The sequence below is a fragment of the Pantoea sp. SGAir0175 genome, assembly GCF_043547855.1.
Genome location: NZ_CP028081.1, coordinates 1918824 through 1940635 on the forward strand (window position 1 = coordinate 1918824; position 21812 = coordinate 1940635).

Consider the following 21812-nt stretch of genomic DNA (forward strand, 5'->3'; position numbering starts at 1 on the left):
AGTTATGGTTAAACAATGAACAAAAAAGCCTTTTACGAGGATTTAAATCGCGATGTCCGCGCACTGTTAGCGGGCGAAACTTCTTTCCTGGCGGCGCTGGGCAACTGCAGTGCGCTGCTGTTTGAACGCCTGGAAGGGGTTAACTGGGCAGGCTTCTATCTGCTGACCGAGCCGGAGACGCTGGTGCTGGGTCCGTTCCAGGGCAAAATCGCCTGCGTACGCATTCCGGTGGGTAAAGGCGTATGTGGCACCGCGGTTGCGGAGGATAGCGTGCAGCGGGTTGAAGACGTACACGCTTTCCCGGGGCACATTGCCTGCGACGCCGCCAGCAACGCGGAAATCGTGATTCCTCTGAAAGTGAATGGCACGATGGTCGGTGTTCTCGACATCGACAGTACGGTTTATTCTCGCTTCGATAGCGAGGATGAAGCGGGGCTGGTAGCCCTTACCGACGGGCTTTGTGCAGTGCTGGCGAACAGCGACATTGAAAAATTTCTTCAGCTGACGCGCAGCTAATCGACTGGATCACATAGCATTTGGCGATGTTGTCATTATAATGTCGCCTGTTCATGCCTGCTCTGGTCGGCAAACCCGTTGTAATCAGGAAATTTCATGGAAAATCAACCTAAGTTGAACAGCAGTAAAGAAGTCATCGCCTTTCTGGCGCAGCGTTTTCCGCACTGCTTTAGCGCCGAAGGTGAAGCGCGTCCGCTCAAAATCGGTATCTTTCAGGATCTGGTGGAGCGCGTTCAGGGCGAAAACAGCCTGAGCAAGACGCAACTGCGTTCGGCCTTACGCCTTTATACCTCAAGCTGGCGTTATCTTTACGGCATTAAAGCCGGTGCCACCCGTGTCGATCTCGACGGCAACGCCTGTGGCGTGCTGGATGAGCAGCACGTAGAACATGCGCGCAAGCAGCTGGAAGAAGCCAAAGCGCGCGTGCAGGCGCAGCGCGAGCAGCAAAAAGCGAAAAAACGTGAAGCCGGTGAAGAGACCGCTGAGCGTCGTCCGCGCAAGCCTGCTGCCCGTAAAGCGGCGGAGGGTGACGCACCGCGTAAGCCACGTCCACAGGCACCGCGTGCTGCGGCCGGTGAGCGTCAGGCTGCTCCGCGTCCACCGCGGGCAAAACCCGTCACTGACACTTCAACGTTGCAAGCGGGTCAAAACATCAAAGTCAAAGCAGGCAAAAGTGCAATGGACGCTACCATCCTGGAAATTACTAAAGATGGCGTCCGGGTCCAGCTCGCTTCCGGCCTGGCAATGATTGTGCGCGCAGAACACTTGCAGTTCTGAAACGGAGGCCCGACCCTGGCATGAACAGCATTTTTAAGATCGGTATGATCGCGGGCCTGCTGCTGGCAGGCCCCACCTTTGGCGCGGACAACATTACCCGCGCCGACCAGATTCCCCAGTTACACGAAGAAGCACAGCATCCCACCGTCAGTGAACGCGTCACCTCGCGTTTCACCCGCTCTCACTATCGTCAGTTCGATCTGAATCAGGATTTTTCGGCGAAAATTTTTGACCGCTACCTGAATCTGCTCGACTACAGCCATAACGTGCTGCTGGCGTCGGACGTGGCACAATTCGCCGACAAGAAAACCACGCTCGGTGATGAGTTGCGCAGCGGCAAGCTGGATGTGTTTTACGATCTCTATAATCTGGCGCAGAAGCGCCGCTTCGAGCGCTATCAGTATGCGCTCAGCGTGCTGAACCGCCCGATGAACTTCACCGGCAATGACACCATCGATATCGATCGTGCCAAAGCACCGTGGCCGAAAAGCACGGATGAGCTAAACGCGCTGTGGGATGCCAAGGTGAAGTATGACGAGCTGAGCCTGAAGCTGGCCGGGAAAGATGACAAAGAGATTCGCGAGACGCTGACCAAGCGCTACAACTTTGCCATCCGTCGTCTGGCACAAAGCAACAGCGAAGATGTGTTCCAGCTGGCGATGACCGCGTTCGCGCATGAAATCGACCCGCATACGAACTATCTGTCACCGCGCAACACCGAGCAGTTCAACACCGAAATGAGCCTGTCGCTGGAAGGTATCGGTGCCGTGCTGCAGATGGATGATGACTACACGGTGATCAACTCGATGGTCGCCGGTGGTCCGGCGGCCAAGAGCAAATCCATCAGCGTGGGCGACCGCATTGTGGGCGTCGGCCAGCCGGGCAAGCCAATGGAAGATGTGATTGGCTGGCGTCTGGATGACGTGGTGTCCAAAATTAAAGGGCCGAAGGGCAGCAAAGTGCGCCTCGAGATCCTGCCAGCCGGCAAGGGCACCAAAACCCGTACCGTGACGCTGACGCGTGAGAAAATCCGTCTGGAAGATCGTGCGGTGAAGGGCACTGTGCACAACGTCGGCAAAGAGAAAGTCGGCGTGCTGGATATCCCGGGCTTCTACGTTGGCCTGACCGATGATGTGAAAGTGCAGCTGCAGAAACTGCAGAAGCAGAACGTCGACAGCATCGTCATCGATCTGCGTACCAACGGCGGCGGCGCGCTGACCGAAGCGGTATCGCTCTCCGGCCTGTTTATTCCGAGTGGCCCGGTGGTGCAGGTGCGTGATAATAATGGTCGCGTGCGTGAGGACAGCGACAACGACGGCATCGTTTACTACAAAGGTCCGCTGGTGGTGCTGGTCGATCGCTTCAGCGCCTCGGCGTCGGAAATCTTTGCCGCGGCGATGCAGGATTACGGCCGCGCGCTGATTGTCGGCGAACCGACCTTCGGTAAGGGCACGGTGCAGCAGTATCGCTCACTCAACCGCATCTACGATCAGATGCTGCGTCCGGAATGGCCAGCGCTGGGCTCAGTCCAGTACACCATTCAGAAGTTCTACCGCATCAACGGCGGCAGTACTCAGCGGAAAGGCGTCACGCCAGACCTGCTGATGCCGACCGGTGTGGAAGCAGCAGAGACCGGCGAGAAGTTTGAGGATAACGCGCTGCCGTGGGACAGCATCAACGCGGCGACCTACACCAAAACCGGCGATATCACGCCGCTGGTGCCGCAGCTGACCAAAGAGCACGCCGATCGCATCGCCAAAGATCGCGAGTTCCAGTACATCATGAAAGACATCGCGCGTTTCAACGCGATGAAGGATAAGCGTAACATCGTGTCGCTCAATCTGGCCCAGCGCGAGAAAGAGAACCACGAAGAAGATGCGCTGCGTCTGGAACGTATCAATGCGCGCTACCAGGCGGAAGGCAAAGCGCCGCTGAAGAGCCTGGACGATCTGCCGAAAGACTACAAAGAGCCGGATCCATATCTGGATGAAACGGTGAAAATCGCTAACGATTTGGCCCAGCTGGAAAAAGACCAGCCAGCGCCGGCGGCAGCGAAGTAACCCTTCGGCCTGAAATCACAGCACCGCTGCGGCGGTGCTTTTTTTTGCCTGCAACTCGCCGCCCGGCAGGCTGCAGCCGCTACCATTACCAAATGTAAAGTTATGTCTTTTTAGGCACTTAAAGATTAAGGTCGCTTGAAAAGCGCCACAATGGACATAGGATGTATATCCGCGCATGAGCGCGAGCACAACTGAGGAAGATTAACGTTTATGATGCGTATTGCGCTTTTCCTGGTCACCAACCTGGCGGTGATGTTGGTATTCGGACTGATTCTGAGTCTGACAGGAATCCAGTCAAGCAGTGTTCAGGGTCTGATGATTATGGCAGGTCTGTTTGGCTTTGGCGGTGCGTTTGTTTCACTGCTGATGTCCAAATGGATGGCGTTACGCTCGGTCGGCGGTGAAGTGATTGAACAACCCCGTAACGAGACGGAACGCTGGCTGATGGAAACCGTCGGCCGCCAGGCTCAGCAGGTCGGCATTGCGATGCCGCAGGTGGCGATTTACCACGCGCCCGATATCAACGCCTTTGCCACCGGCGCACGCCGTGACGCCTCGCTGGTAGCGGTCTCCACCGGTTTGCTGCAGAACATGAGCCGCGATGAAGCGGAGGCGGTGCTGGCGCACGAGATCGCCCACATCGCGAACGGTGACATGGTCACCATGACGCTGATTCAGGGTATCGTGAACACCTTCGTGATCTTCATTTCGCGTATCATTGCGCAGGTGGCGTCTGGCTTCCTGTCCGGCAACCGCGACGGTGAAGAGAGCAGCAACGGCAATCCGCTGGTCTATTTTGCCGTGGCGACAGTGCTGGAACTGGTGTTTGGTATTCTCGCCAGCATCATCACCATGTGGTTCTCGCGCCATCGCGAATTCCACGCCGACGCCGGCTCTGCGAAGCTGGTGGGGCGTGAAAAGATGATTGCCGCGCTGCAGCGCCTGAAAACCAGCTACGAACCGCAGGAACCCAGCAGCATGATGGCGTTCTGTATTAACGGTAAAGGTAAGTCGCTGAGCGAGCTGTTTATGTCGCACCCGCCGCTCGACAAGCGTATCGAAGCGCTGCGCAGCGGTGCCTACCTTAAGTAAGCCATATAGAAAATGAACAGGGCGCCTGCGGGCGCCCTTTTTTTTATGACTCTGCCGGCTGACGGCTTTGCGTCATGCGCAGCATACTGACGATCGCCGCCACGCTGGCAAAGGTCCCGGCCAGCAGCAGCGAGGCATCCGTGCCGCTGTCGTTGAACAGGTTAAACATCAGCGCCACCAGCGCGGCGCCGGTGCTTTGCCCGACCAGTCGCGCGGTGCCGAGCATGCCGCTGGCACCGCCACTGCGCTGGCGCGGAGCCGACGAGATGATGGTGTGATTGTTGGGTGACTGGAACAGCCCGAAGCCGGCACCGCACAGCATCATGCGCCAGATAATATCGGCATCCGTGGGCTGTGCAGGCAGCAGCGCCAGCAGAAACAGCCCGGCGGCAAACAGCGCCAGCCCCAGCCCACCCAGCAGCCCGGCATGAAACTTCTCGATCAGACGGCCGGCAATCGGTGCCATCACCATGGTAGCCAGCGGCCACGGCGTCAGCAGCAGACCGGTCGCGACTTCATCCCGGCCCAGTACGTTTTGCAGGAAAAACGGCAGCGACACCATCGCCAGCATTTGTGCACAGAACGAACAGATCGAGGTGCCGATCGACAACGAAAACACCGGAATGCGCAGCAAATCTACTGGCAGCAGCGGCACCGGCATCGCCAGCTGACGCCGCACAAACACCACGCCGATCAGCAGCAGCGCCAGCAGCATACCCGCAATCAGCCAGCCATTTTCTCCCTGCGCGAAGCCGGTCAGCGCTGAAATCAGCAGGCCGAAAAACAGCGCATTCATGATGGCGCTCGGCACATCAAATTTCTGCTGCTTCGCTTTCTGCGTGTTATCCGGCAGGAAGCGCAGCGCCAGCCACAGCGCCACCACACCGAGTGGCACGTTGATCAGGAACAGCCATTTCCAGCTGGCGATGGAGAGAATCGCGGCCGCCACCGTGGGACCGGCGGCGCTGGAAACGGCCACGATCAGCGAGTTGATGGCCATGCCGCGTCCCAGGAAGCGCTGCGGGTAAATAATACGGATTAGCGCAGTGTTGACGCTCATCAGCGCCGCACCGCCGAAGCCCTGCAGCACGCGCGCCACGGTGAGCATATTCAGCGAAGAGGAAAGGGCGCAGAACAGCGAGGTGAATACAAACAGCACCAGCCCGACCTGATAGACGCGCCGGTAGCCGAACATATCGCCAAGAAACGACAGCGACAGCAGCGAAATCACGATAGCGATTTGATAGGCGTTGACGATCCAGATCGATTCCGCCGGGCTGGCGTTCAGCTCACGCGCAATGGTCGGCAGCGCCACGTTGGCAATCGCGCCGTCCAGCACCGCCATCATGATGCCAAGCGCAATGGTAATTATTGCGCCGTAGCGCTGTGGAACGGGTAATCCATCCTGAGACACGGTAGGAGACATAAACAGGGAGAAGTGAAGTAAGTGAATATCATCATGCTAATCAATTTTCTGCCTGAAATCACCGCATTAATGGACAAAAATTACAAGTGGATGTGTCGTTGCCGCCGTCCGGCTGTAACCTCTATACTGGCGTTTTTTGCAAAAGCGTTAAGGAAGTCCCGCATGGCGAGCCGCGATAACGATAAACAGCCGGATGCCGTATCATCGGTGATGAAAGTGTTTGGCATTCTGCAGGCGCTGGGCGAAGAGCGCGATCACGGCATTACCGAGCTTTCGCAGCGGGTTATGATGTCGAAAAGCACGGTCTACCGCTTTCTGCAGACCATGAAATCGCTCGGCTATGTGGCGCAGGAGGGCGAGAGCGAAAAATATTCGCTGACGCTCAAGCTGTTTGAACTTGGCGCGCACGCGCTGCAGAACGTGGATTTGATTCGCAGCGCCGATGTGGAGATGCGCGAACTGTCGCGCCAGACCAAAGAGACCATTCATCTCGGCGCGCTGGAAGAAGACAGCATCGTCTATATCCACAAGATTGACTCGCTGTATAACCTGCGCATGTATTCACGCATCGGCCGGCGTAATCCGCTGCACAGTACCGCCATCGGCAAAGTGCTGCTGGCGTGGCGTGAGCGCGCGGAGGTGAACGACATTCTGCGTGAAGTGGAATTTCGTCGCAGCACCGCTAACACTATCGTCAGCGCGCAGGCGCTACTGCCGGTGCTGGAGCAGGTCAGGCAACAGGGCTTTGGTGAGGATAATGAAGAGCAGGAAGCGGGAATTCGCTGTCTGGCGGTACCGGTGTTTGATCGCTTCGGCGTGGTGATTGCCGGCATGAGCCTCTCGTTCCCGACGGTGCGCTTCTCCGAACCGGCAAAAAAAGAGTATGTGGCGATGCTGCACCGTGCCGCGTGTAAGGTGTCGGAGCAAATGGGTTATTACGACTATCCGTTCTGAATTCTGCCGGGCTGACGCGCAGCCCGGCAGGCGGCTTAACTCAGTTGTCGACCACTTCGCCGCTTTTCTTCAGCAGCGGACAATCGGTAACGCCAACAATGCCGCTGTCGGTGTGCAGATACTGTGCGGTAATCATGCCGCGCGCGGTCAGGTAGCTACACTGTAAGCCCAGCCCGGCTGCGTTTTTATTGCTGCCGGTTAACACGCCGTAGCCGGTAAACAGCATCGCCAGCCACAAGACAGCCAGCACCATCACCGCACGAATCAGTAGTTTCATTTTTATCTCCTTGTGTTACATAACGCAGCTGTTCCCGCGTTGCTGCGAACTCTATAGTAGCAGCATGCCTCGCTTTTCTCGCCGGATCGATCAGAGATAACTGAAAGCGGCACGCAGGCGGGATAATCTGCTTTATCTCCGCCACCGTATCTTTTCCGCACGCAACGAGTAGAATCAGCGGCGATGTACCTGAATGATGTTTGAGGATTGATGCAGTTATGAACGAATTAGCCGCCAGTACCGGTCCGCTGTTTAACTATGGCGTGCTGGCCATCATTGTGGTTGTGGCCTTTATTGCCTGGTTTTTTGTTAACCGGGCCAGCGTGCGCGCCAGTGAACAGCTTCAGCTGCTGGAAGCGCTGCTGGAAGAGCAAAAGAAACAGAACGCGCTGCTGCGCCGTATCGCTGAGGCGCAGCCGGTGGCCGAAAAAGCGCAGGATGAGCAGGATACCGGGGACAAGCGCGACTTTATTCGCCTGATCCCGGAACGTTAAGCCCACAACGGAGAGGCCATGGCCTGGCAAAATCCCTGGTATGACGCTTCGCTGGCCCATCATACGCCGCACGGCTTTCGTAACCCGGAAGAGGAGTTGCGTCAGCCTGGCGATCTACAGCGCTGGCGGCGCGAGCGTAAGCAGCAGAATCTGCCGCTGCCACCGCAGTCCGGCTATGCGGCCTTTACCGCCAGCTGGTGCCAGCAGGCCGACCTGAGCGGTGAAGATGACTGTGTCTGGTGGCTGGGCCATGCCGCGCTCCTGCTGCGTCTCAATCAGCGTTATATTTTGATCGACCCGGCGCTGTCGGCACGCGCCTCGCCGTTGCCGTTTGCCGGGCCGCAGCGTAAAACCCCGGCGCCGCTCAGCGTGGCGCAGCTGCCGCATCTTGATTATGTGCTGATCTCGCATAACCATTACGACCACCTTGATCGGCCTACGGTGAAACGCATCGCCCGCCGCTTTCCTGCCGCGCACTTTCTGGTACCGCTGGGGATGGCCGACTGGTGTCGCCGCCGTGGCGTGCGCACCGTCACCGAACTGGACTGGTGGCAGCAGGTGCAACTGGACGACATCAGCTTCACAGCCGTTCCCGCGCGCCACTGGAGCATGCGCACCTACTGGGATCGCAACCGGTCGCTGTGGTGCGGCTGGGTAGTGCGTAATGCGCAGCTCAATTTCTGGTTCTCCGGCGATAGCGGCTACAGCGATAATCTCTCTGCCATCGCGCAGCGTCTGGGGCCGTTTAATCTGGCTGCGTTACCGATAGGTGCCTATGCACCAAAATGGTTCATGCGCGGCCAGCACATGGACCCGGATCAGGCGGTACAGCTCTGGCAGCAGATAGGGCGACCGCTGGCGATTCCCATTCACTGGGGCGTATTTGAGCTGGCGGACGAATCGCTTGACGATCCGCCGATGGTGCTGGCGCAAGCATTGCTGCAGGCGGGCGAGGTCGATGCGCCTTTTGCCCCATGGCGAATTGGCGAGAGCCGCAGCCTGATGAATTACGATTAAGATTTATCCTAAGCCCTTTTTGTTAAATGCCAGCGGCTTCCGCGCTTTTTAACATTTAATTGTTGGGTGTTTAGAAAAAAATGAGATAAATGCCAGCGTGCAGTCTGCCTATATTTGGGGCAACGGCGATTATATTTTCCTGATTTTGGTGCAAAACTATTTTTAACTTGTACTGCCAGCAATTTATTGTACAAGATTTGAGCGCTGCGCAGTTTATGTTGCTCATTGCACAACGGCCAGTGAAATAGCTTATCTGTGCCATATTAATGCAATATTTTTTGCCTAAACTTATTTGGTTTAAATGTGAAAAGGCAGCGTTTACCGCTGCGCTTGACGAAACGCGAGTCTGGCGCTAACTATACTGACGCATAGACTTTTTTTGCACACGCTGAGGCGTTGCTGTCAATAACGTTATCCACCTTTCGCTGCCGGTTTCAGGCAATTATGTGCGGCATGTCGATCACTGTTTAAAAATGGCTTGCCATTAATTAGCGGATATGTGATAACGAATCGTGGGTCAAACGAGGTACAGTTCTGTTTATGTATGGCATCTTCAGTAAAGAAGTTACGAGTAAAGACGTTGACGTTGAATACCGCTTCCTTGCCGAACCTTAAATTAGTGCCTCATTCAGTAATGTCTCTGGTTTCTCTGTAAGACTGCCTGCGGGCAATATAAACACTCTAAGGAATTTGCAAAAATGGCAAAGATTAAAGGTCAGGTTAAGTGGTTCAACGAGTCTAAAGGTTTTGGTTTTATTACTCCTGCTGACGGCAGCAAAGACGTGTTCGTTCACTTCTCTGCTATCCAGGGCAACGGTTTTAAAACCCTGGCCGAAGGTCAACAAGTTGAGTTTGAAATTCAGGACGGCCAGAAAGGCCCGGCAGCAGTTAACGTTACTGCTATCTGATTTCGCACTCAGGCTCGGTGTCATGCACCGCTGAATCGAATCTTAAAAGCCCTGCTCAATGAGCGGGGCTTTTCTTTATCCTTTCTGTTACCGGATGATCAGGGTAAACTGCGCCGCGAATCGCTAACCCGGAGTTATCTATGTCGTTGATTTGCCCACTTTGCCACCTCGCTTTGCACCTGCACGCCAGCAGTTATCGCTGTGCGTCCGGTCATCAGTTCGATCGGGCAAAAGAGGGGTACGTCAACCTGCTGCCGGTGCAGCACAAAGGTTCACGGGAACCGGGCGACAGCGCAGAGATGCTTCAGGCGCGTCGGGCCTTTCTGGATGCCGGACACTATCAGCCGCTGCGCGATCGGGTGGCGCAACGTCTGGCTCAGCCGCTCACGAACCGGCCCGCGCAGCTGCTGGATATCGGCTGTGGCGAAGGCTATTACACCGCCGCCCTGGCTGCCGCGTTGCCCGACAGCCAGCTGTACGGTCTGGATGTGGCCAAAGCCGCGGTGCGCATGGCGGCAAAGCGCTATCGCGCGGTTAACTTTTGTGTCGCCTCCAGCCAGCGCCTGCCGTTTGCCGATGGTTCACTGGACGCCATCGTGCGCATTTACGCGCCCTGTAACGAGCAGGAGCTGAGCCGCGTCATCAGGCCTGGCGGCTATTTGCTGACGGTGACGCCGGGGCCGCACCATCTGCAGCAGTTTAAGGCGTTGATCTATCGCGAAGTGCAGTTGCATACGGCGGAAGAGAAAAACTATGCGGGATTTGAACAGATCGATCAGCAAAACCTTCACTACTCGATGACACTGAACGGGGCGGAAGCGGTGAGCCTGCTGCAGATGACCCCCTTTGCCTGGCGTGCGCGTGAAGCGGTGTGGCAGCAGCTGGCCTCCAGCGCCACCTTCAGCTGTGACGCGGATTTCACCCTGACGCTGTGGCAGCGCGTTTAACGCGCCTCCACCAGCGTATGATAGATTTTCTCCAGGTCGTCGAGCTGTTTCACCGCAATCAGCAGGCGACGCTGCTCCAGCTGCATCACCAGAATGCCATCCTCTGACAGGTTCATACTCTGAATACGCCGGTAATCGATCCACACGCTGGCAAAAAACAGGCCGTCATTTTTCATCAGCAGCCGCGGGCTGCGGATCCAGAACAGCCAGATAGCCATAAAGCACAGCACCATCAGCAGGGTAGTGGTGAGCTGCGGGCCATGATGGCTGACGTTGTTCCACAGCAGAATCAGTAGCAGCACGATAAAGATGCCGCTGTCGATTTTATGGCGGCGGCGCAGGGTGACGCGCAGTCGGGTCGGTCCATTGCGGCGGGACAGGATGACATCGTCGTAAATCGCAAACAGGGCGAGAGCGGCGATCAGCAGGGCAATCAGGGCGTCAGTCAGTGACATACAGGCTTCTTCCTCAACCGAAGTGACCTCAGCGTTGGCGCTCAGGTCACGCCGTTCAAAAAACGCCGGGAGTCTGACTCCCGGCGGTGAGATTACAGACCGAGCAGGCCGATCCAGTAACCAAAGATACCGATGGCAAAGAAGCCAACGATGATCCACAGCGCGTTAACTTTACGGCGCAGCAGCCACATACAGCCAAAGGTCAGCAGCAGTGGAATCAGGCCGGGCATCAGCTGGTCGAGAATCGACTGCACGGTGGTGACCGTGGTTTTGCCGGTCTGGTCGGTGATGCGGGATACCACCAGCGGCACGTTGACGTGCGTCCATTTGTTGACCAGCGCCCCCATGACAAACAGGCCGAGTATCGATGCCCCCTCGGTAAGTTTTTGCAGGAAGCCGCCGCCCATATCGCTGACGATATCCACCCCTTTGCGATAGCCATAAGCCACGCCGTAATAGCGGGTCAGCATACGCGCAATGTTAAACAGGAAGAAGAACAGCAGCGGACCAAGCAGGCTGCCGCTCATCGCGATACCGGCACCCAGTGCGGCGAACACCGGACGCACGGTCCCCCAGAAAATCGGGTCGCCCACGCCAGCCAGCGGCCCCATCAGGCCCACTTTGATGCCGTTAATGGCACCGTCATCGATCGCTGCCCCGTTGGCGCGCTGCTCTTCCATTGCCATGGTCACGCCGAGCACTGGCGCGGCCACGTAAGGATGGGTGTTGAAGAACTCAAGGTGACGCTTAATCGCCTGCTTGCGCTCGTCGTTGTTTTCCGGATACAGGCGACGGATCACCGGCACCATTGAGAAGCAGAAGCCCAGCGCCTGCATGCGTTCAAAGTTCCACGAACCCTGAAACAGGTTAGAGCGCAGGAACACACCGCGCACGTCACCGGGGGTGAGTTTCTTTGGAGTATTGGTTGTATCTACCATGATGTCACCTGTTCCTAGTCGAGTTCGTTGTCGAGGTCGTTGTTAGCCGGGCCCGCCGAGGCAGCGCCTGCGACGCGGTTGTATTTTGGCGCCAGCTGGATGTACAGCACCGCCATTACCACGCCAATCACGCCCAGCGCCACCAGGTTAAAGTTGGTGAACGCGGCGGTGACAAAGCCAAGATAGAAGAACGGCATCAGATAACCGGCACGCATCATGTTGATGACCATCGCGTAACCGACCACCACGATCATGCCGCCGGCGATGTTCAGACCATTGGTGACCACTTCCGGAATTGAACTCAGCAGGCTGTGCACTGCGCTGGTACCGACCGAGACCGCCACAATCAGCGCCGGGATAGCAATACGCATCGCCTGCAGCAGCAGGGCAGAGACGTGGATCCACGAAATCGCCGTCAGGTTGCCTTTCTCCGCAGCTTTATCCGCAGCGTGCTGGAAGGCGACAGTGATGGTTCGCACGATGATGGTCAGCACCTGACCGGCTGCGGCCAGCGGGATGGCCAGCGCAATACCGGCACCGACGCTTTGACCGCCGGCAATGACCAGAATGGTAGAGATGATGGAAGCCAGCGCCGCATCCGGTGCCACTGCCGCACCGATGTTCATCCAGCCCAGCGCGATCATCTCCAGCGTACCGCCGATGATGATGCCGGTTTTCATATCACCCAGTACTGCACCAATCAGGGTACAGGCCACCAGCGGCCGGTGGAACTGGAACTCATCGAGAATCGATCCCATCCCGGCAATACAGGCCACAATAAATATCAACACTATTTGTAGCGAGGTTATTTCCATTGCATTTTTCCTCAGCAAGATCAGAACTTTTTGCCCACGCGCGCAGGCACAGGCGAATCAGGCATTGACCTTCGCAATCAGGTCCATCATTTTCAGTTTCGGGTCGTTGGAGACTTTACGCACTTCCAGTTCGATACCGCGCTCATTCAGCTTGCGGAAGGCAGCGATGTCCTTCTCATCCACCGACACCGCGTTATTAACCTGCGTTTTCCCCTGACGGAAGGCCATGCCGCCGATATTCACCGACTTGATATCCACGCCTTGCTCCACCACGCGCTCAACATCGGTCGGATTGGTAAACAGCAGCATCACGCGATCGGAACCGTACTTCGGGTTGTTCCACACGCGGATCATCTTGGCGATATCCACCACGTGGGCGGTTACGCCCGGCGGCGCCACCTGAGTCAGCAGGGTTTTGCGTACGTGATCGTTGGCCACTTCATCACTGACGACGATGATGCGCGTCACGTTGGTCTCTTTGGTCCAGCGCGTGGCCACCTGGCCGTGGATCAGACGGTCATCGATACGGGCCAGGCCAATTTTCATGTGCTCGCCCGGCGCCAGCGGTTTCTGCGGCTGGGCAGGGGCTTTCGGGGCGGGCGCTGCCGCTGCCGGCGCGGCGGATTCGGTTTTGAGCGCTTTCACCCCCTCGCGGCCGGCCTCGACGGCGATATGGATCAGCTCTTCCAGCGATGGGTCGTCATCGCGCCCCATCAGGGTTTCCACCAGCATGGGAATGTTGACCCCGGCAATAACGTCATAGCCCGGTTTATCCACCACGATGCGGCTGGCGGCGTTAAACGGGCTGCCGCCCCAGGTGTCCACCAGAAACAGCACGCCTTTCGACGTGTCGAGTCGGGCGAGCTGCGCCTGATATTTTTCGATTAGCGTTTCTGCATTTTCGCCGGGAACGAAATCAATCCATCCGACATTTTCCTGCTCGCCCAACAGCATTTCTGCTGTTTTCAGCAGCTGTTCTGCCGCCCAGCCATGTGTACCAATTACAAGCGCAATGGTCACTTGCTACCTCCGTTCGCATGAGAGTTCCCGACCATGGCCGGGAATCATTGAGAATTACCGTTGTTATTTTCTGTGGATCGCCCGGGACTAAATTGAAGAAAGTCATCAGGAAAAGGCCCAAAACATTCCGCGATACATCAGTAAGGTCGCGATTTATTTTAGTGAGCGAAAAAATAAAATTTGTGACGTTGCTCTGCTATTCAGAGCGTACCGGCGGCAACGGGCATTTTTATGGCAGTTTCTTGCGCTGGCGCAGTTATTTGTAAATGTAAGAAAATTTTTTGACGTTGTTGATGTAACTGATACATTAGCTTTCTGTTTATTACTCAGGAGTACCGGGCTTTAGCTCACCTATATGGACCGTCACCGACGTCGCTTCACTTGTTCCCCGCGCTGCTCAGCGCGCACCCTGACACCTGCCGGTGTTGCCTCATCCGTTAACGCTCTCTCGTCTCGCCTTCCGGCGCAGGCTCAGTCGCGTTCGCCCTTACGTTTAGCAAGGAGTCATTGATGGAATTTCTCTTCGACCCCTCAATCTGGGCGGGTTTACTGACGCTGATCGTGCTGGAGATTGTGCTCGGCATCGACAACCTGGTGTTTATCGCCATTCTTGCCGACAAGCTGCCACCGAAACAGCGTGATAAAGCGCGCCTGATTGGTCTGTCGCTGGCGCTGGTGATGCGCCTCGGCCTGCTGTCACTGATCTCCTGGATGGTGACGCTGACGCGACCCCTATTCAGCGTAGGCGATTTCAGCTTTTCCGGACGAGATTTAATTCTGTTGATTGGTGGTTTGTTCCTGTTGTTTAAGGCCACCATGGAACTGCACGAGCGGCTGGAAAACCGCGGCATGGAGCATCAGGGCAACAAAGCCTATGCCAGCTTCTGGGCGGTCGTGACGCAGATTGTGGTGCTGGACGCGGTGTTCTCCCTGGATGCGGTGATTACCGCCGTCGGTATGGTGAACCATCTGCCGGTGATGATGACGGCAGTGGTGATTGCCATGGGCGTGATGCTGCTGGCCTCAAAACCGCTGACCCGCTTCGTCAACGCGCACCCAACGGTGGTGGTGCTGTGTCTGAGCTTCCTGCTGATGATCGGTCTGTCGCTGGTGGCGGAAGGCTTTGGTTTCCATATTCCGAAAGGTTATCTGTACGCGGCAATTGGCTTCTCGATTCTGATCGAGCTGTTTAACCAGATTGCGCGCCGGAACTTTATCCGTCATCAGGCGCACCGTCCGATGCGTGAACGTACCGCCGAAGCGATTCTGCGTCTGATGGGCGGGCGCCAGCGTAACCAGCCGGCGCATACCGAAGAAGCGTCACTGACGGAAGCGATGCCGCAGGAAGCGTTTAAAGACGAAGAGCGTTACATGATTAACGGCGTGCTGACGCTGTCACAGCGTTCGATTCGCAGCATCATGACGCCGCGCGGCGATATCTCGTGGGTTGACGTCTCGCGTCCGCTGGATGAGATCCGCATTCAACTGCTGGATACGCCACACAGTCTGTTCCCGGTGTGTCGTGGCGAGCTGGATGAGATCATCGGTGTGGTGCGCGCGAAAGAGCTGCTGGTGGCGCTGGAGCACGGTATGGATGTCGCGACCTTCGCGGCCAACACGCCGCCGATTGTGGTGCCGGAAACACTGGATCCGATCAACCTGCTGGGCGTATTGCGTCGCGCTAAAGGGAGCTTCGTCATCGTTACCAACGAATTTGGTGTGGTGCAGGGCCTGATTACGCCGCTGGACGTGCTGGAAGCGATTGCCGGTGAGTTCCCGGACGAAGACGAAACGCCGGATGTGGTGGCGGATGGCGACGGCTGGCTGGTGAAGGGCGGTACCGATCTGCACTCGCTGCAGCAGCTGCTCGACCACCATGAGCTGGTCGATCCGGATGAAGATCACGCGTCGCTGGCCGGCCTGTTGATTGAGCAGAAGGGGCAGCTGCCGCTGCCGGGCGAGATTATCGATTTGCCACCGCTGCACTTCCAGATTATCGAAGCCACGGATTACCGTATCGATCTGGTGCGCGTCACTAAAGACAAGCCGCACCATGACGAGGAAGAGGGCGACGCCTGATGTCGTCCGGCATCAGGCGCCCAGCTGCGCCTGATGCTGCGCCAGCCATTGCGGGAAGTCCTCAATCGGCATCGGGCGCGCATAGTAGTAACCCTGCAGATGATCCACGCCGCGCTCGCGCAGATAATGCGCCTGCTCGGCGGTTTCCACGCCCTCCGCGACCAGCGCGATATTCAGCCGCTGCGCCAGTGAAATCACCATATCGGTCACCGTGGCGTTGATCGCGTCAGTACCAATCGCGGCGGTAAAAATTTTATCGATTTTCAGTACGTCCGGCTTCAGGTCCTTCAGATAGGCCAGCGAACTGTGGCCGGTGCCGAAATCGTCAATCGCCAGCCGCACGCCAATTTCATGCAGCTGCGCCACGACCGTCTGGTCGATAACTGGCAGCGCATCGCGCTCGGTCAGCTCCACCACCAGTTTCGGCAGGGGATTGGCGGGCCACCAGTAGCGCTGTAAATCCTCAACAATCAGGCGATCGCGGAAGTGGCTGGCCGCGACGTTAATCGCGATATGAAATGCCGGGCACTGTGGCAGATTAGGCAACTCCGCGACGACTCTGGCAATCACAAAGCGCGTCAGCGGTGCAATCAGGTTCTGGCGTTCGGCCAGCGGAATAAATACGTCCGGGGCAATCCAGCCCTGACGCGGATTGTGCCAGCGCAGCAGCAGTTCGATACCATCGCAGTCGCCGCTGCGGGCATTAATCAGCGGCTGGCAGTAGACCATAAATTCGTTGGCGGTAATGCCATAGCTGATTTGCCAGCTCAGGCTCATGCGATTGGCGGTGGCCAGCCAGACGATATAGCCCAGCAGCAGGCTCAGCAGTACCGCCAGCGGCAGCTGAGACGGCAGAGTGTTGAGCGCCAGTCGCGCCGGAGAGGGGCCGTACAGCGTAATGCTGTAGGGATAACGCAGCGAGGCCTGATCGTACGCCACTTCGTCATCGGACGGCACGGTATGCTCGATAAGCGGATTACCGTATTCGAGGCTCTGTCCGCCTACGTTAAAGATCGCGCGCTCCACCCACGGCAGCTGCGGCTCCAGCAGATAATTGGTCATCAGTTCAATGTTGATGATCTGCAGCAGGCCGTCCTGGTTATCCAGCGACTTTGGCGTCCACAGCAGCAGCACCGGCGAACCTTTTAGCAGGTAGTCGTCGGTGGACAGCATCATGCGCTGGTTGTTGATCGCCAGCTCGGGATAAGTCTGGCTGAACGAGATGTGGCGCGGGCCATAAATACTCGAACAGTAGATGGTATCGTCCTGCACCAGCAGCACGGTACGCACGGTTTGCAGCGCGGCGATCTTCTCAATCAGCGGATAGCGCACCTGCGTGCAGGGTACGCCCACCAGCCCCAGCGTGTTGTTGGCGGAGACGTCCAGCGGCGAAAACATGCGGTCAAAGCGCTCAATCGCGCGAGTGGCAAAGTTAAGGGACTGCTGCTCAATGCGTGACTTCTCTTCGATGTAGCGAAAAGTCAGCGTAAGAATGAGAACCAGCGACGCGATCACCAACGCAATAAGCAGGCGCTTACGGCGAAATTGACCCACAAATTGCTGGGGAAGGAGCATCAGTAACCACCTTGCTAAGACAAAGAATGAGGCCAAATTAACGTGAAGGTTATCGGCATGGCGGCGGCCAAATTTAGCGCGGCTGGAGAAAAAAAGCGGCACTAAAAAATCGCGCGACCGGTAGAGGTCGCGCGCAAAAATAATGTATCTGGTTTGATAACGCGGAGGTAGAGGCCATTGCAGAAATAATGGCCGATCGCTGCAATTGTCAGCAGCGAAACGCGACGTTGCCGGTCAGTCGCACTGCACCTTGATCGCCAGACCGCCGCGCGAGGTCTCACGATATTTAGCATTCATGTCTTTGCCGGTCTCGTACATCGTCTCGATCACCTTATCCAGCGATACACGCGGCTCGCTGGTGCGGCGCAGCGCCATTCGCGCGGCGTTGATCGCTTTCACCGAAGCAATGGCGTTACGCTCAATGCACGGCACCTGTACCTGACCGGCGACCGGATCGCAGGTCAGTCCAAGGTTGTGTTCCATGCCGATTTCAGCGGCAACGCACACCTGCTCCGGGCTGGCTCCCAGCAGTTCCGCAAGGCCGGCGGCGGCCATTGAGCAGGCCACGCCCACTTCACCCTGGCAGCCGACTTCGGCACCGGAAATCGAGGCGTTCATTTTATACAACACGCCAATCGCGCCCGAGGCGAGGAAGTAGCGGATAAAGATATCCGGCGTGACCGTTTCGATGAAGTGATCGTAATACGCCAGCACCGCCGGCACGATACCGCAGGCACCGTTGGTCGGTGCAGTGACCACACGACCACCGGCCGCATTCTCTTCATTCACCGCCAGCGCAAACATATTGACCCAGTCGATGACGTTCATCGGATCGTTAGAATGTTTGGTTGAGGAGACCAGCAGACGTCGCAGCGACGCCGCCCGACGCGGCACGCGCAGCGGGCCCGGCAAAACGCCTTCGGTATTCAGGCCACGGTCGATACACGCCTGCATGGTTTGCCAGATGTTACCAAAATAGGCGTAAATCTCGTCACGGCTGTGCAGCGCCAGTTCGTTTTTCATCACCAGCCCGGAAAGCGACATGCCGGTATCGCGGCAATGACTGAGCAACTCTTTGGCTGAATGGAACGGGTAGGGCACGGCGACCTCATCCAGCACTGACTGACCAAAATGCGCTTCGTCGACAATAAAGCCGCCGCCAATTGAGTAATAGGTTTTGCGCTCAAGTAGCCGATCGCCGGCAAAAGCGTACAGGGTCATGCCGTTTTCATGCAGCGACAGGTTTTCGCTGCGGAATACCATGCCGCCGTCACGCGGGAAGTCGACCTCGCGCGCGCCCTGTGCCAGCAGCAGGCGCTCACGCGTTTCGACATCTTTGATAAACGCCGGAATGCTGTCGATGTCGACGCTGGCAGGCTCAAAGCCGGCCAGACCCATGATGATGGCAATGTCGGTGTGGTGTCCTTTCCCGGTGAGCGACAGTGAGCCGTAGACATCCACCGCCACGCGCGTCACGTCCTGCAGCTTGCCCTGTTCGATCAGCAGGTCAACAAACTGTTTGCCCGCTTTCATCGGGCCAACGGTATGCGAACTGGACGGGCCAATACCCACTTTGAACATGTCAAAAACACTTATCACCGGTGACGCTCCTCACAAATCTTCTTTTCTACGGCGCAGGCCGTTAATGCGGCTAATAGTAATCGCCAGCGGGCGGCAGCGAGCAGCTTTTCGCATGAAATAAACTAATTATAAACCACAGAAATAGTTATCCGTATCCCCGGATGTGAACGGGATCAATTTTTCGGGCAGGGTGAAACGGGACGGGGGATCAGGGCAGGGCGATCTGCTGGCCGAGCGCGCGCAGGATACCGGCGGTCATGCCCCAGATAAAATAATCTTCATACCATGACAGCCACACCTGGTGCTGGCGATGACCGCGGCGCAGCGTCAGTCCGCTGTAGCGCCCCAGCCGCAGCGCCTCTGCGAGCGGCATGGAAAAGGCGCTTTCAACTTCATCCGGGTTGAGCTGCAGCGGCAGGTGCGGCGGGATGATACCGACCACGGGCGTGACGGCGAAACCGGTACTGCTGGTGACCGGCGGTAGCACGCCGACCACCCGCACCTGCTGCGGTGCGATGCCCACTTCTTCCTGCGCTTCACGCAGCGCGGTGGCGATCAGCGAATCGTCAGTGGCATCCATCATGCCGCCGGGGAACGCCACCTGCCCGGCATGTTTGCGCAGCAGCGCGGAGCGGCGGGTCAGCAGCAGTTCGGGCTGGTCGCCATCAATCACCGGTACCAGCACCGCGGCACGGCGTCCGCTGATCACGCTGTGCGCGCTCGCCAGCGGCGGCTGCAGCACAAAGCGACTGAGAAACTGCGCCAGCGTCAGCTCCATATCACGCCTCATCACGCAGACAGGGCAGAATACGGTTGAGCTTGTGCAGCGTCTCCTGATATTCCGCCTCAGCCTCGCTGTCAGCCACCAGACCGCCACCCGCCGCGCAGTACAACTGCTGATTTTCGGCAATCAGCGTGCGGATGGTAATGCTGCTGTCCATACGCCCGCACAGGCTGATGTAGCCGATACTGCCGCACCACGCATTGCGCCGCTGCGGTTCGAGTTCTTCGATAATCTCCATGGCACGGATCTTGGGCGCGCCGGTAATGGAGCCGCCGGGGAAACAGGCGCGCAACAAATCGGTAGCGGAGAGCGCGTCTGGCAGCCTGGCCCGCACCGTGCTCACCAGGTGATGCACCGCCGGGAACGGCTCCACCACAAACAGCTCCGGCACGCTGACGCTGCCCGGCTCGGCGACGCGGCCAATATCATTACGCAGCAGGTCCACAATCATCAGGTTTTCCGCCCGATCTTTTTCGGCGCTGGCCAGTTTCTCCGCCTGCAACCGATCGGCCTGCGGATCGGCCAGACGCGGCAGCGTGCCTTTAATCGGGCGGGTTTCAATCTGCTGCTGCTGCAGCGAGAGAAAACGCTCCGGTGACAGGCTCAGCACGGCACTGTGCGGCAGACGAAGGAAGGCGCTGAACGGCGCGCGGTTGGCGCGGTTGAGACGTAAAAACGCCTGCCACTCATCGCCGCGATAGCTGGCCTGAAAACGCTGCGCCAGATTAACCTGGTAGCAGTCGCCCGCCTGAATGTAGGCCTGCACTGCCTGGAAACGCGCGGCGTACTGCGCATAGCTCATATTGGCCTGCCAGTCGCTGGTCAGGGCAAAAGGTTTGGGCTGCGGCACCGCCAGCGCCTGTAGCCACTGCCAGCGCTGCTCCGCGTCGTGCAGGGCAATCAGCGTCAGCGTCTGGCGATGATGATCGGCAATCAGCGCCCAGTCATAAATGCCGACCGCCATATCCGGCGTGTGTAAATCCTGCTGCGCCCGCTGCGGCAGCGTTTCGAAACGGCGACCGAGGTCATAACCAAACAGACCCAGCGCGCCGCCCTGAAACGGCAGATTTGCATCAAACGCCGGCCGGGTGCCCAGCGCGTCCAGCTGCTGCTGCACCAACTGCAGCGGATCCGCGTTAGAGTGGCTGATGCCGGTGCCGTCGTCGATGGCGGTGCTGTCACCGCGCGTCGTCAGGGTCACCCGCGGGTCGGCGGTGAGAATATCGAAACGGTTATCCGCGTGCTCGGCGTGACCAGAGGTCAGCAGCATCGCCCACGGGCGGTGCGCCAGCGTGGAAAAACGGTGTAAAAGTGTATCGGGCGTATACTGTAGCGAGAGGGTTTTCACGTTCGTTTGGCTAAATCAGTTCAGCAGGCAGGCGCGTAGCCTGGCATATTTTTTTGCTGCTGGCACCTGTTTGTTCAGCGTGGAATAATGCGTCCCCCCATTACAGGAGTGCATCATGTTTTCAGGTCTTCCGGCTTTATCGCACGAACAGCAGCAGCAGGCAGTGGAACGTATTCAGGAACTGATGGCCGGCGGCATGTCCAGCGGGCAGGCGATTGCGCAGGTGGCGCAGGAAATTCGCCAGAACCATCAGGGCGAAGCGATTCGGGCGCGCTTCGAAGAGGACGAAGACGACGAATAGCGCCCGGCGAGCGTTATAGCGCGGCGATGATTTTGATTTCCACTTTATAGCGCGGATTCATCAGGCCGGCCTGCACCGTGCAGCGTACCGGCGCATTACCCGGCGAGACCCACGCATCCCAGGCGCGGTTCATCGCGGCAAAGTCCTCTTTGTCTACCAGGAAAATGGTAGCGTCGAGAATTTTGCTTTTATCCGAACCCACGCGCGTCAGGATGCGGTCAATCACCGCCAGCGCGTTGGCGGTCTGCGCTTCCGCATCGTCATCCAGATTCTCCGGCACGCTGGTGTAATACACGGTCTGGTCATGTACAACCGCTTCGGACATGCGGTGCTCGGCATCAATACGCGTAATGGTCATGCTGTTCTCCTTTATTTTTGCTGCGTTAGCCTGCCATATCCCATGGCCGGCTGTCATCTGTTGTGGTCGCCTGCGGTGAATCCTGACATA

At 57.6% G+C, this 21812-nt stretch carries 23 protein-coding genes; 12 read left to right on the forward strand and 11 right to left on the reverse strand.

What is annotated here, in order from left to right:
- Positions 1–15 precede the first annotated feature (15 nt).
- The 4 genes from C1N56_RS08835 to htpX all read left to right on the forward strand — a co-directional run bounded on the left by C1N56_RS08835 (position 16) and on the right by htpX (position 4445).
- Positions 16–516, forward strand: coding sequence for a GAF domain-containing protein (locus tag C1N56_RS08835; protein ID WP_058774590.1), 501 nt, complete (start codon positions 16–18; stop codon positions 514–516).
- A 96-nt stretch (positions 517–612) separates the two neighbouring features.
- Entirely contained in the window at positions 613–1293 is a 681-nt protein-coding gene (gene proQ / locus C1N56_RS08840) for an RNA chaperone ProQ (protein ID WP_010616374.1), read from the forward strand.
- Between the two features lie 20 nt (positions 1294–1313).
- Positions 1314–3353 carry a carboxy terminal-processing peptidase gene (gene prc, locus C1N56_RS08845; RefSeq protein ID WP_021510017.1) on the forward strand — a complete coding sequence of 680 codons (2040 nt, stop codon included), beginning with the start codon at positions 1314–1316 and terminating at the stop codon, positions 3351–3353.
- A 210-nt stretch (positions 3354–3563) separates the two neighbouring features.
- The gene (gene htpX, locus C1N56_RS08850) at positions 3564–4445 is read left to right on the forward strand and encodes a protease HtpX (RefSeq protein WP_021510018.1); all 882 of its coding nucleotides are present in this window, start codon (positions 3564–3566) and stop codon (positions 4443–4445) included.
- Positions 4446–4488: 43 nt separating this feature from the next.
- Here the strand turns inward: htpX and C1N56_RS08855 are convergent, their stop codons facing one another.
- Complete coding sequence (locus C1N56_RS08855) at positions 4489–5871, reverse strand: MFS transporter (protein ID WP_394517409.1); 1383 nt, start codon at positions 5869–5871, stop codon at positions 4489–4491.
- A 162-nt stretch (positions 5872–6033) separates the two neighbouring features.
- On the opposite strand from C1N56_RS08855, the gene kdgR reads away from it, so the two are divergent.
- Positions 6034–6825 carry a DNA-binding transcriptional regulator KdgR gene (gene kdgR / locus C1N56_RS08860; RefSeq protein ID WP_394517410.1) on the forward strand — a complete coding sequence of 264 codons (792 nt, stop codon included), beginning with the start codon at positions 6034–6036 and terminating at the stop codon, positions 6823–6825.
- 40 nt (positions 6826–6865) lie between these two features.
- Here kdgR and C1N56_RS08865 read toward each other — a convergent pair whose 3' ends face one another.
- Positions 6866–7102 carry a YobH family protein gene (locus tag C1N56_RS08865; protein WP_021510021.1) on the reverse strand — a complete coding sequence of 79 codons (237 nt, stop codon included), beginning with the start codon at positions 7100–7102 and terminating at the stop codon, positions 6866–6868.
- 218 nt (positions 7103–7320) lie between these two features.
- Between C1N56_RS08865 and C1N56_RS08870 the strand changes: the two genes are divergently transcribed.
- The 5 genes from C1N56_RS08870 (at position 7321) to rlmA (ending at position 10468) form a co-directional block, all read left to right on the forward strand.
- Positions 7321–7596, forward strand: a complete 276-nt coding sequence (locus C1N56_RS08870) for a YebO family protein (protein WP_021510022.1) — start codon at positions 7321–7323, stop codon at positions 7594–7596.
- A gap of 18 nt (positions 7597–7614) precedes the next feature.
- A complete protein-coding gene (locus C1N56_RS08875; RefSeq protein ID WP_394517411.1) occupies positions 7615–8613 on the forward strand; it encodes an MBL fold metallo-hydrolase in 999 nt (332 codons plus the stop codon).
- 540 nt (positions 8614–9153) lie between these two features.
- Complete coding sequence (locus C1N56_RS08880; protein ID WP_110866451.1) at positions 9154–9228, forward strand: DUF2627 domain-containing protein; 75 nt, start codon at positions 9154–9156, stop codon at positions 9226–9228.
- A gap of 83 nt (positions 9229–9311) precedes the next feature.
- Positions 9312–9521, forward strand: coding sequence for a transcription antiterminator/RNA stability regulator CspE (cspE, locus tag C1N56_RS08885; protein WP_021510024.1), 210 nt, complete (start codon positions 9312–9314; stop codon positions 9519–9521).
- 140 nt (positions 9522–9661) lie between these two features.
- Complete coding sequence (gene rlmA / locus C1N56_RS08890; protein WP_031280202.1) at positions 9662–10468, forward strand: 23S rRNA (guanine(745)-N(1))-methyltransferase; 807 nt, start codon at positions 9662–9664, stop codon at positions 10466–10468.
- On the opposite strand, the gene C1N56_RS08895 is transcribed toward rlmA, so the two are convergent.
- The 4 genes from C1N56_RS08895 to manX all read right to left on the reverse strand — a co-directional run bounded on the left by C1N56_RS08895 (position 10465) and on the right by manX (position 13696).
- Complete coding sequence (locus C1N56_RS08895) at positions 10465–10923, reverse strand: DUF986 family protein (RefSeq protein WP_394517412.1); 459 nt, start codon at positions 10921–10923, stop codon at positions 10465–10467. The two genes, rlmA and C1N56_RS08895, sit on opposite strands and share 4 nt — an antisense overlap.
- Before the next feature lie 92 nt (positions 10924–11015).
- On the reverse strand, positions 11016–11861 hold the full coding sequence (locus C1N56_RS08900) for a PTS mannose transporter subunit IID (protein WP_021510027.1): 846 nt from the start codon (positions 11859–11861) through the stop codon (positions 11016–11018).
- 14 nt (positions 11862–11875) lie between these two features.
- Entirely contained in the window at positions 11876–12676 is an 801-nt protein-coding gene (locus tag C1N56_RS08905) for a PTS mannose/fructose/sorbose transporter subunit IIC (protein ID WP_031280203.1), read from the reverse strand.
- A 57-nt stretch (positions 12677–12733) separates the two neighbouring features.
- Positions 12734–13696 carry a PTS mannose transporter subunit IIAB gene (manX, locus tag C1N56_RS08910; protein ID WP_058757739.1) on the reverse strand — a complete coding sequence of 321 codons (963 nt, stop codon included), beginning with the start codon at positions 13694–13696 and terminating at the stop codon, positions 12734–12736.
- A 510-nt stretch (positions 13697–14206) separates the two neighbouring features.
- On the opposite strand from manX, the gene C1N56_RS08915 reads away from it, so the two are divergent.
- Positions 14207–15775, forward strand: coding sequence for a TerC family protein (locus tag C1N56_RS08915; RefSeq protein ID WP_021510030.1), 1569 nt, complete (start codon positions 14207–14209; stop codon positions 15773–15775).
- Between the two features lie 12 nt (positions 15776–15787).
- Here C1N56_RS08915 and C1N56_RS08920 read toward each other — a convergent pair whose 3' ends face one another.
- From C1N56_RS08920 to pabB, 4 genes are all read right to left on the reverse strand, one after another.
- The gene (locus C1N56_RS08920; RefSeq protein ID WP_058757738.1) at positions 15788–17350 is read right to left on the reverse strand and encodes an EAL domain-containing protein; all 1563 of its coding nucleotides are present in this window, start codon (positions 17348–17350) and stop codon (positions 15788–15790) included.
- 234 nt (positions 17351–17584) lie between these two features.
- A complete protein-coding gene (locus C1N56_RS08925) occupies positions 17585–18949 on the reverse strand; it encodes an L-serine ammonia-lyase (protein ID WP_058774595.1) in 1365 nt (454 codons plus the stop codon).
- Between the two features lie 190 nt (positions 18950–19139).
- Entirely contained in the window at positions 19140–19709 is a 570-nt protein-coding gene (locus tag C1N56_RS08930; RefSeq protein WP_058781826.1) for a CoA pyrophosphatase, read from the reverse strand.
- A gap of 1 nt (position 19710) precedes the next feature.
- Positions 19711–21063, reverse strand: coding sequence for an aminodeoxychorismate synthase component 1 (pabB, locus tag C1N56_RS08935; RefSeq protein WP_394517413.1), 1353 nt, complete (start codon positions 21061–21063; stop codon positions 19711–19713).
- Positions 21064–21178: 115 nt separating this feature from the next.
- On the opposite strand from pabB, the gene C1N56_RS08940 reads away from it, so the two are divergent.
- On the forward strand, positions 21179–21364 hold the full coding sequence (locus tag C1N56_RS08940) for a YoaH family protein (protein ID WP_021510035.1): 186 nt from the start codon (positions 21179–21181) through the stop codon (positions 21362–21364).
- Between the two features lie 13 nt (positions 21365–21377).
- Here the strand turns inward: C1N56_RS08940 and C1N56_RS08945 are convergent, their stop codons facing one another.
- Positions 21378–21722: a RidA family protein gene (locus tag C1N56_RS08945; RefSeq protein WP_058757734.1), complete on the reverse strand. Its 345-nt coding sequence runs from the start codon at positions 21720–21722 to the stop codon at positions 21378–21380.
- Between the last annotated feature and the right edge of the window lie 90 nt (positions 21723–21812).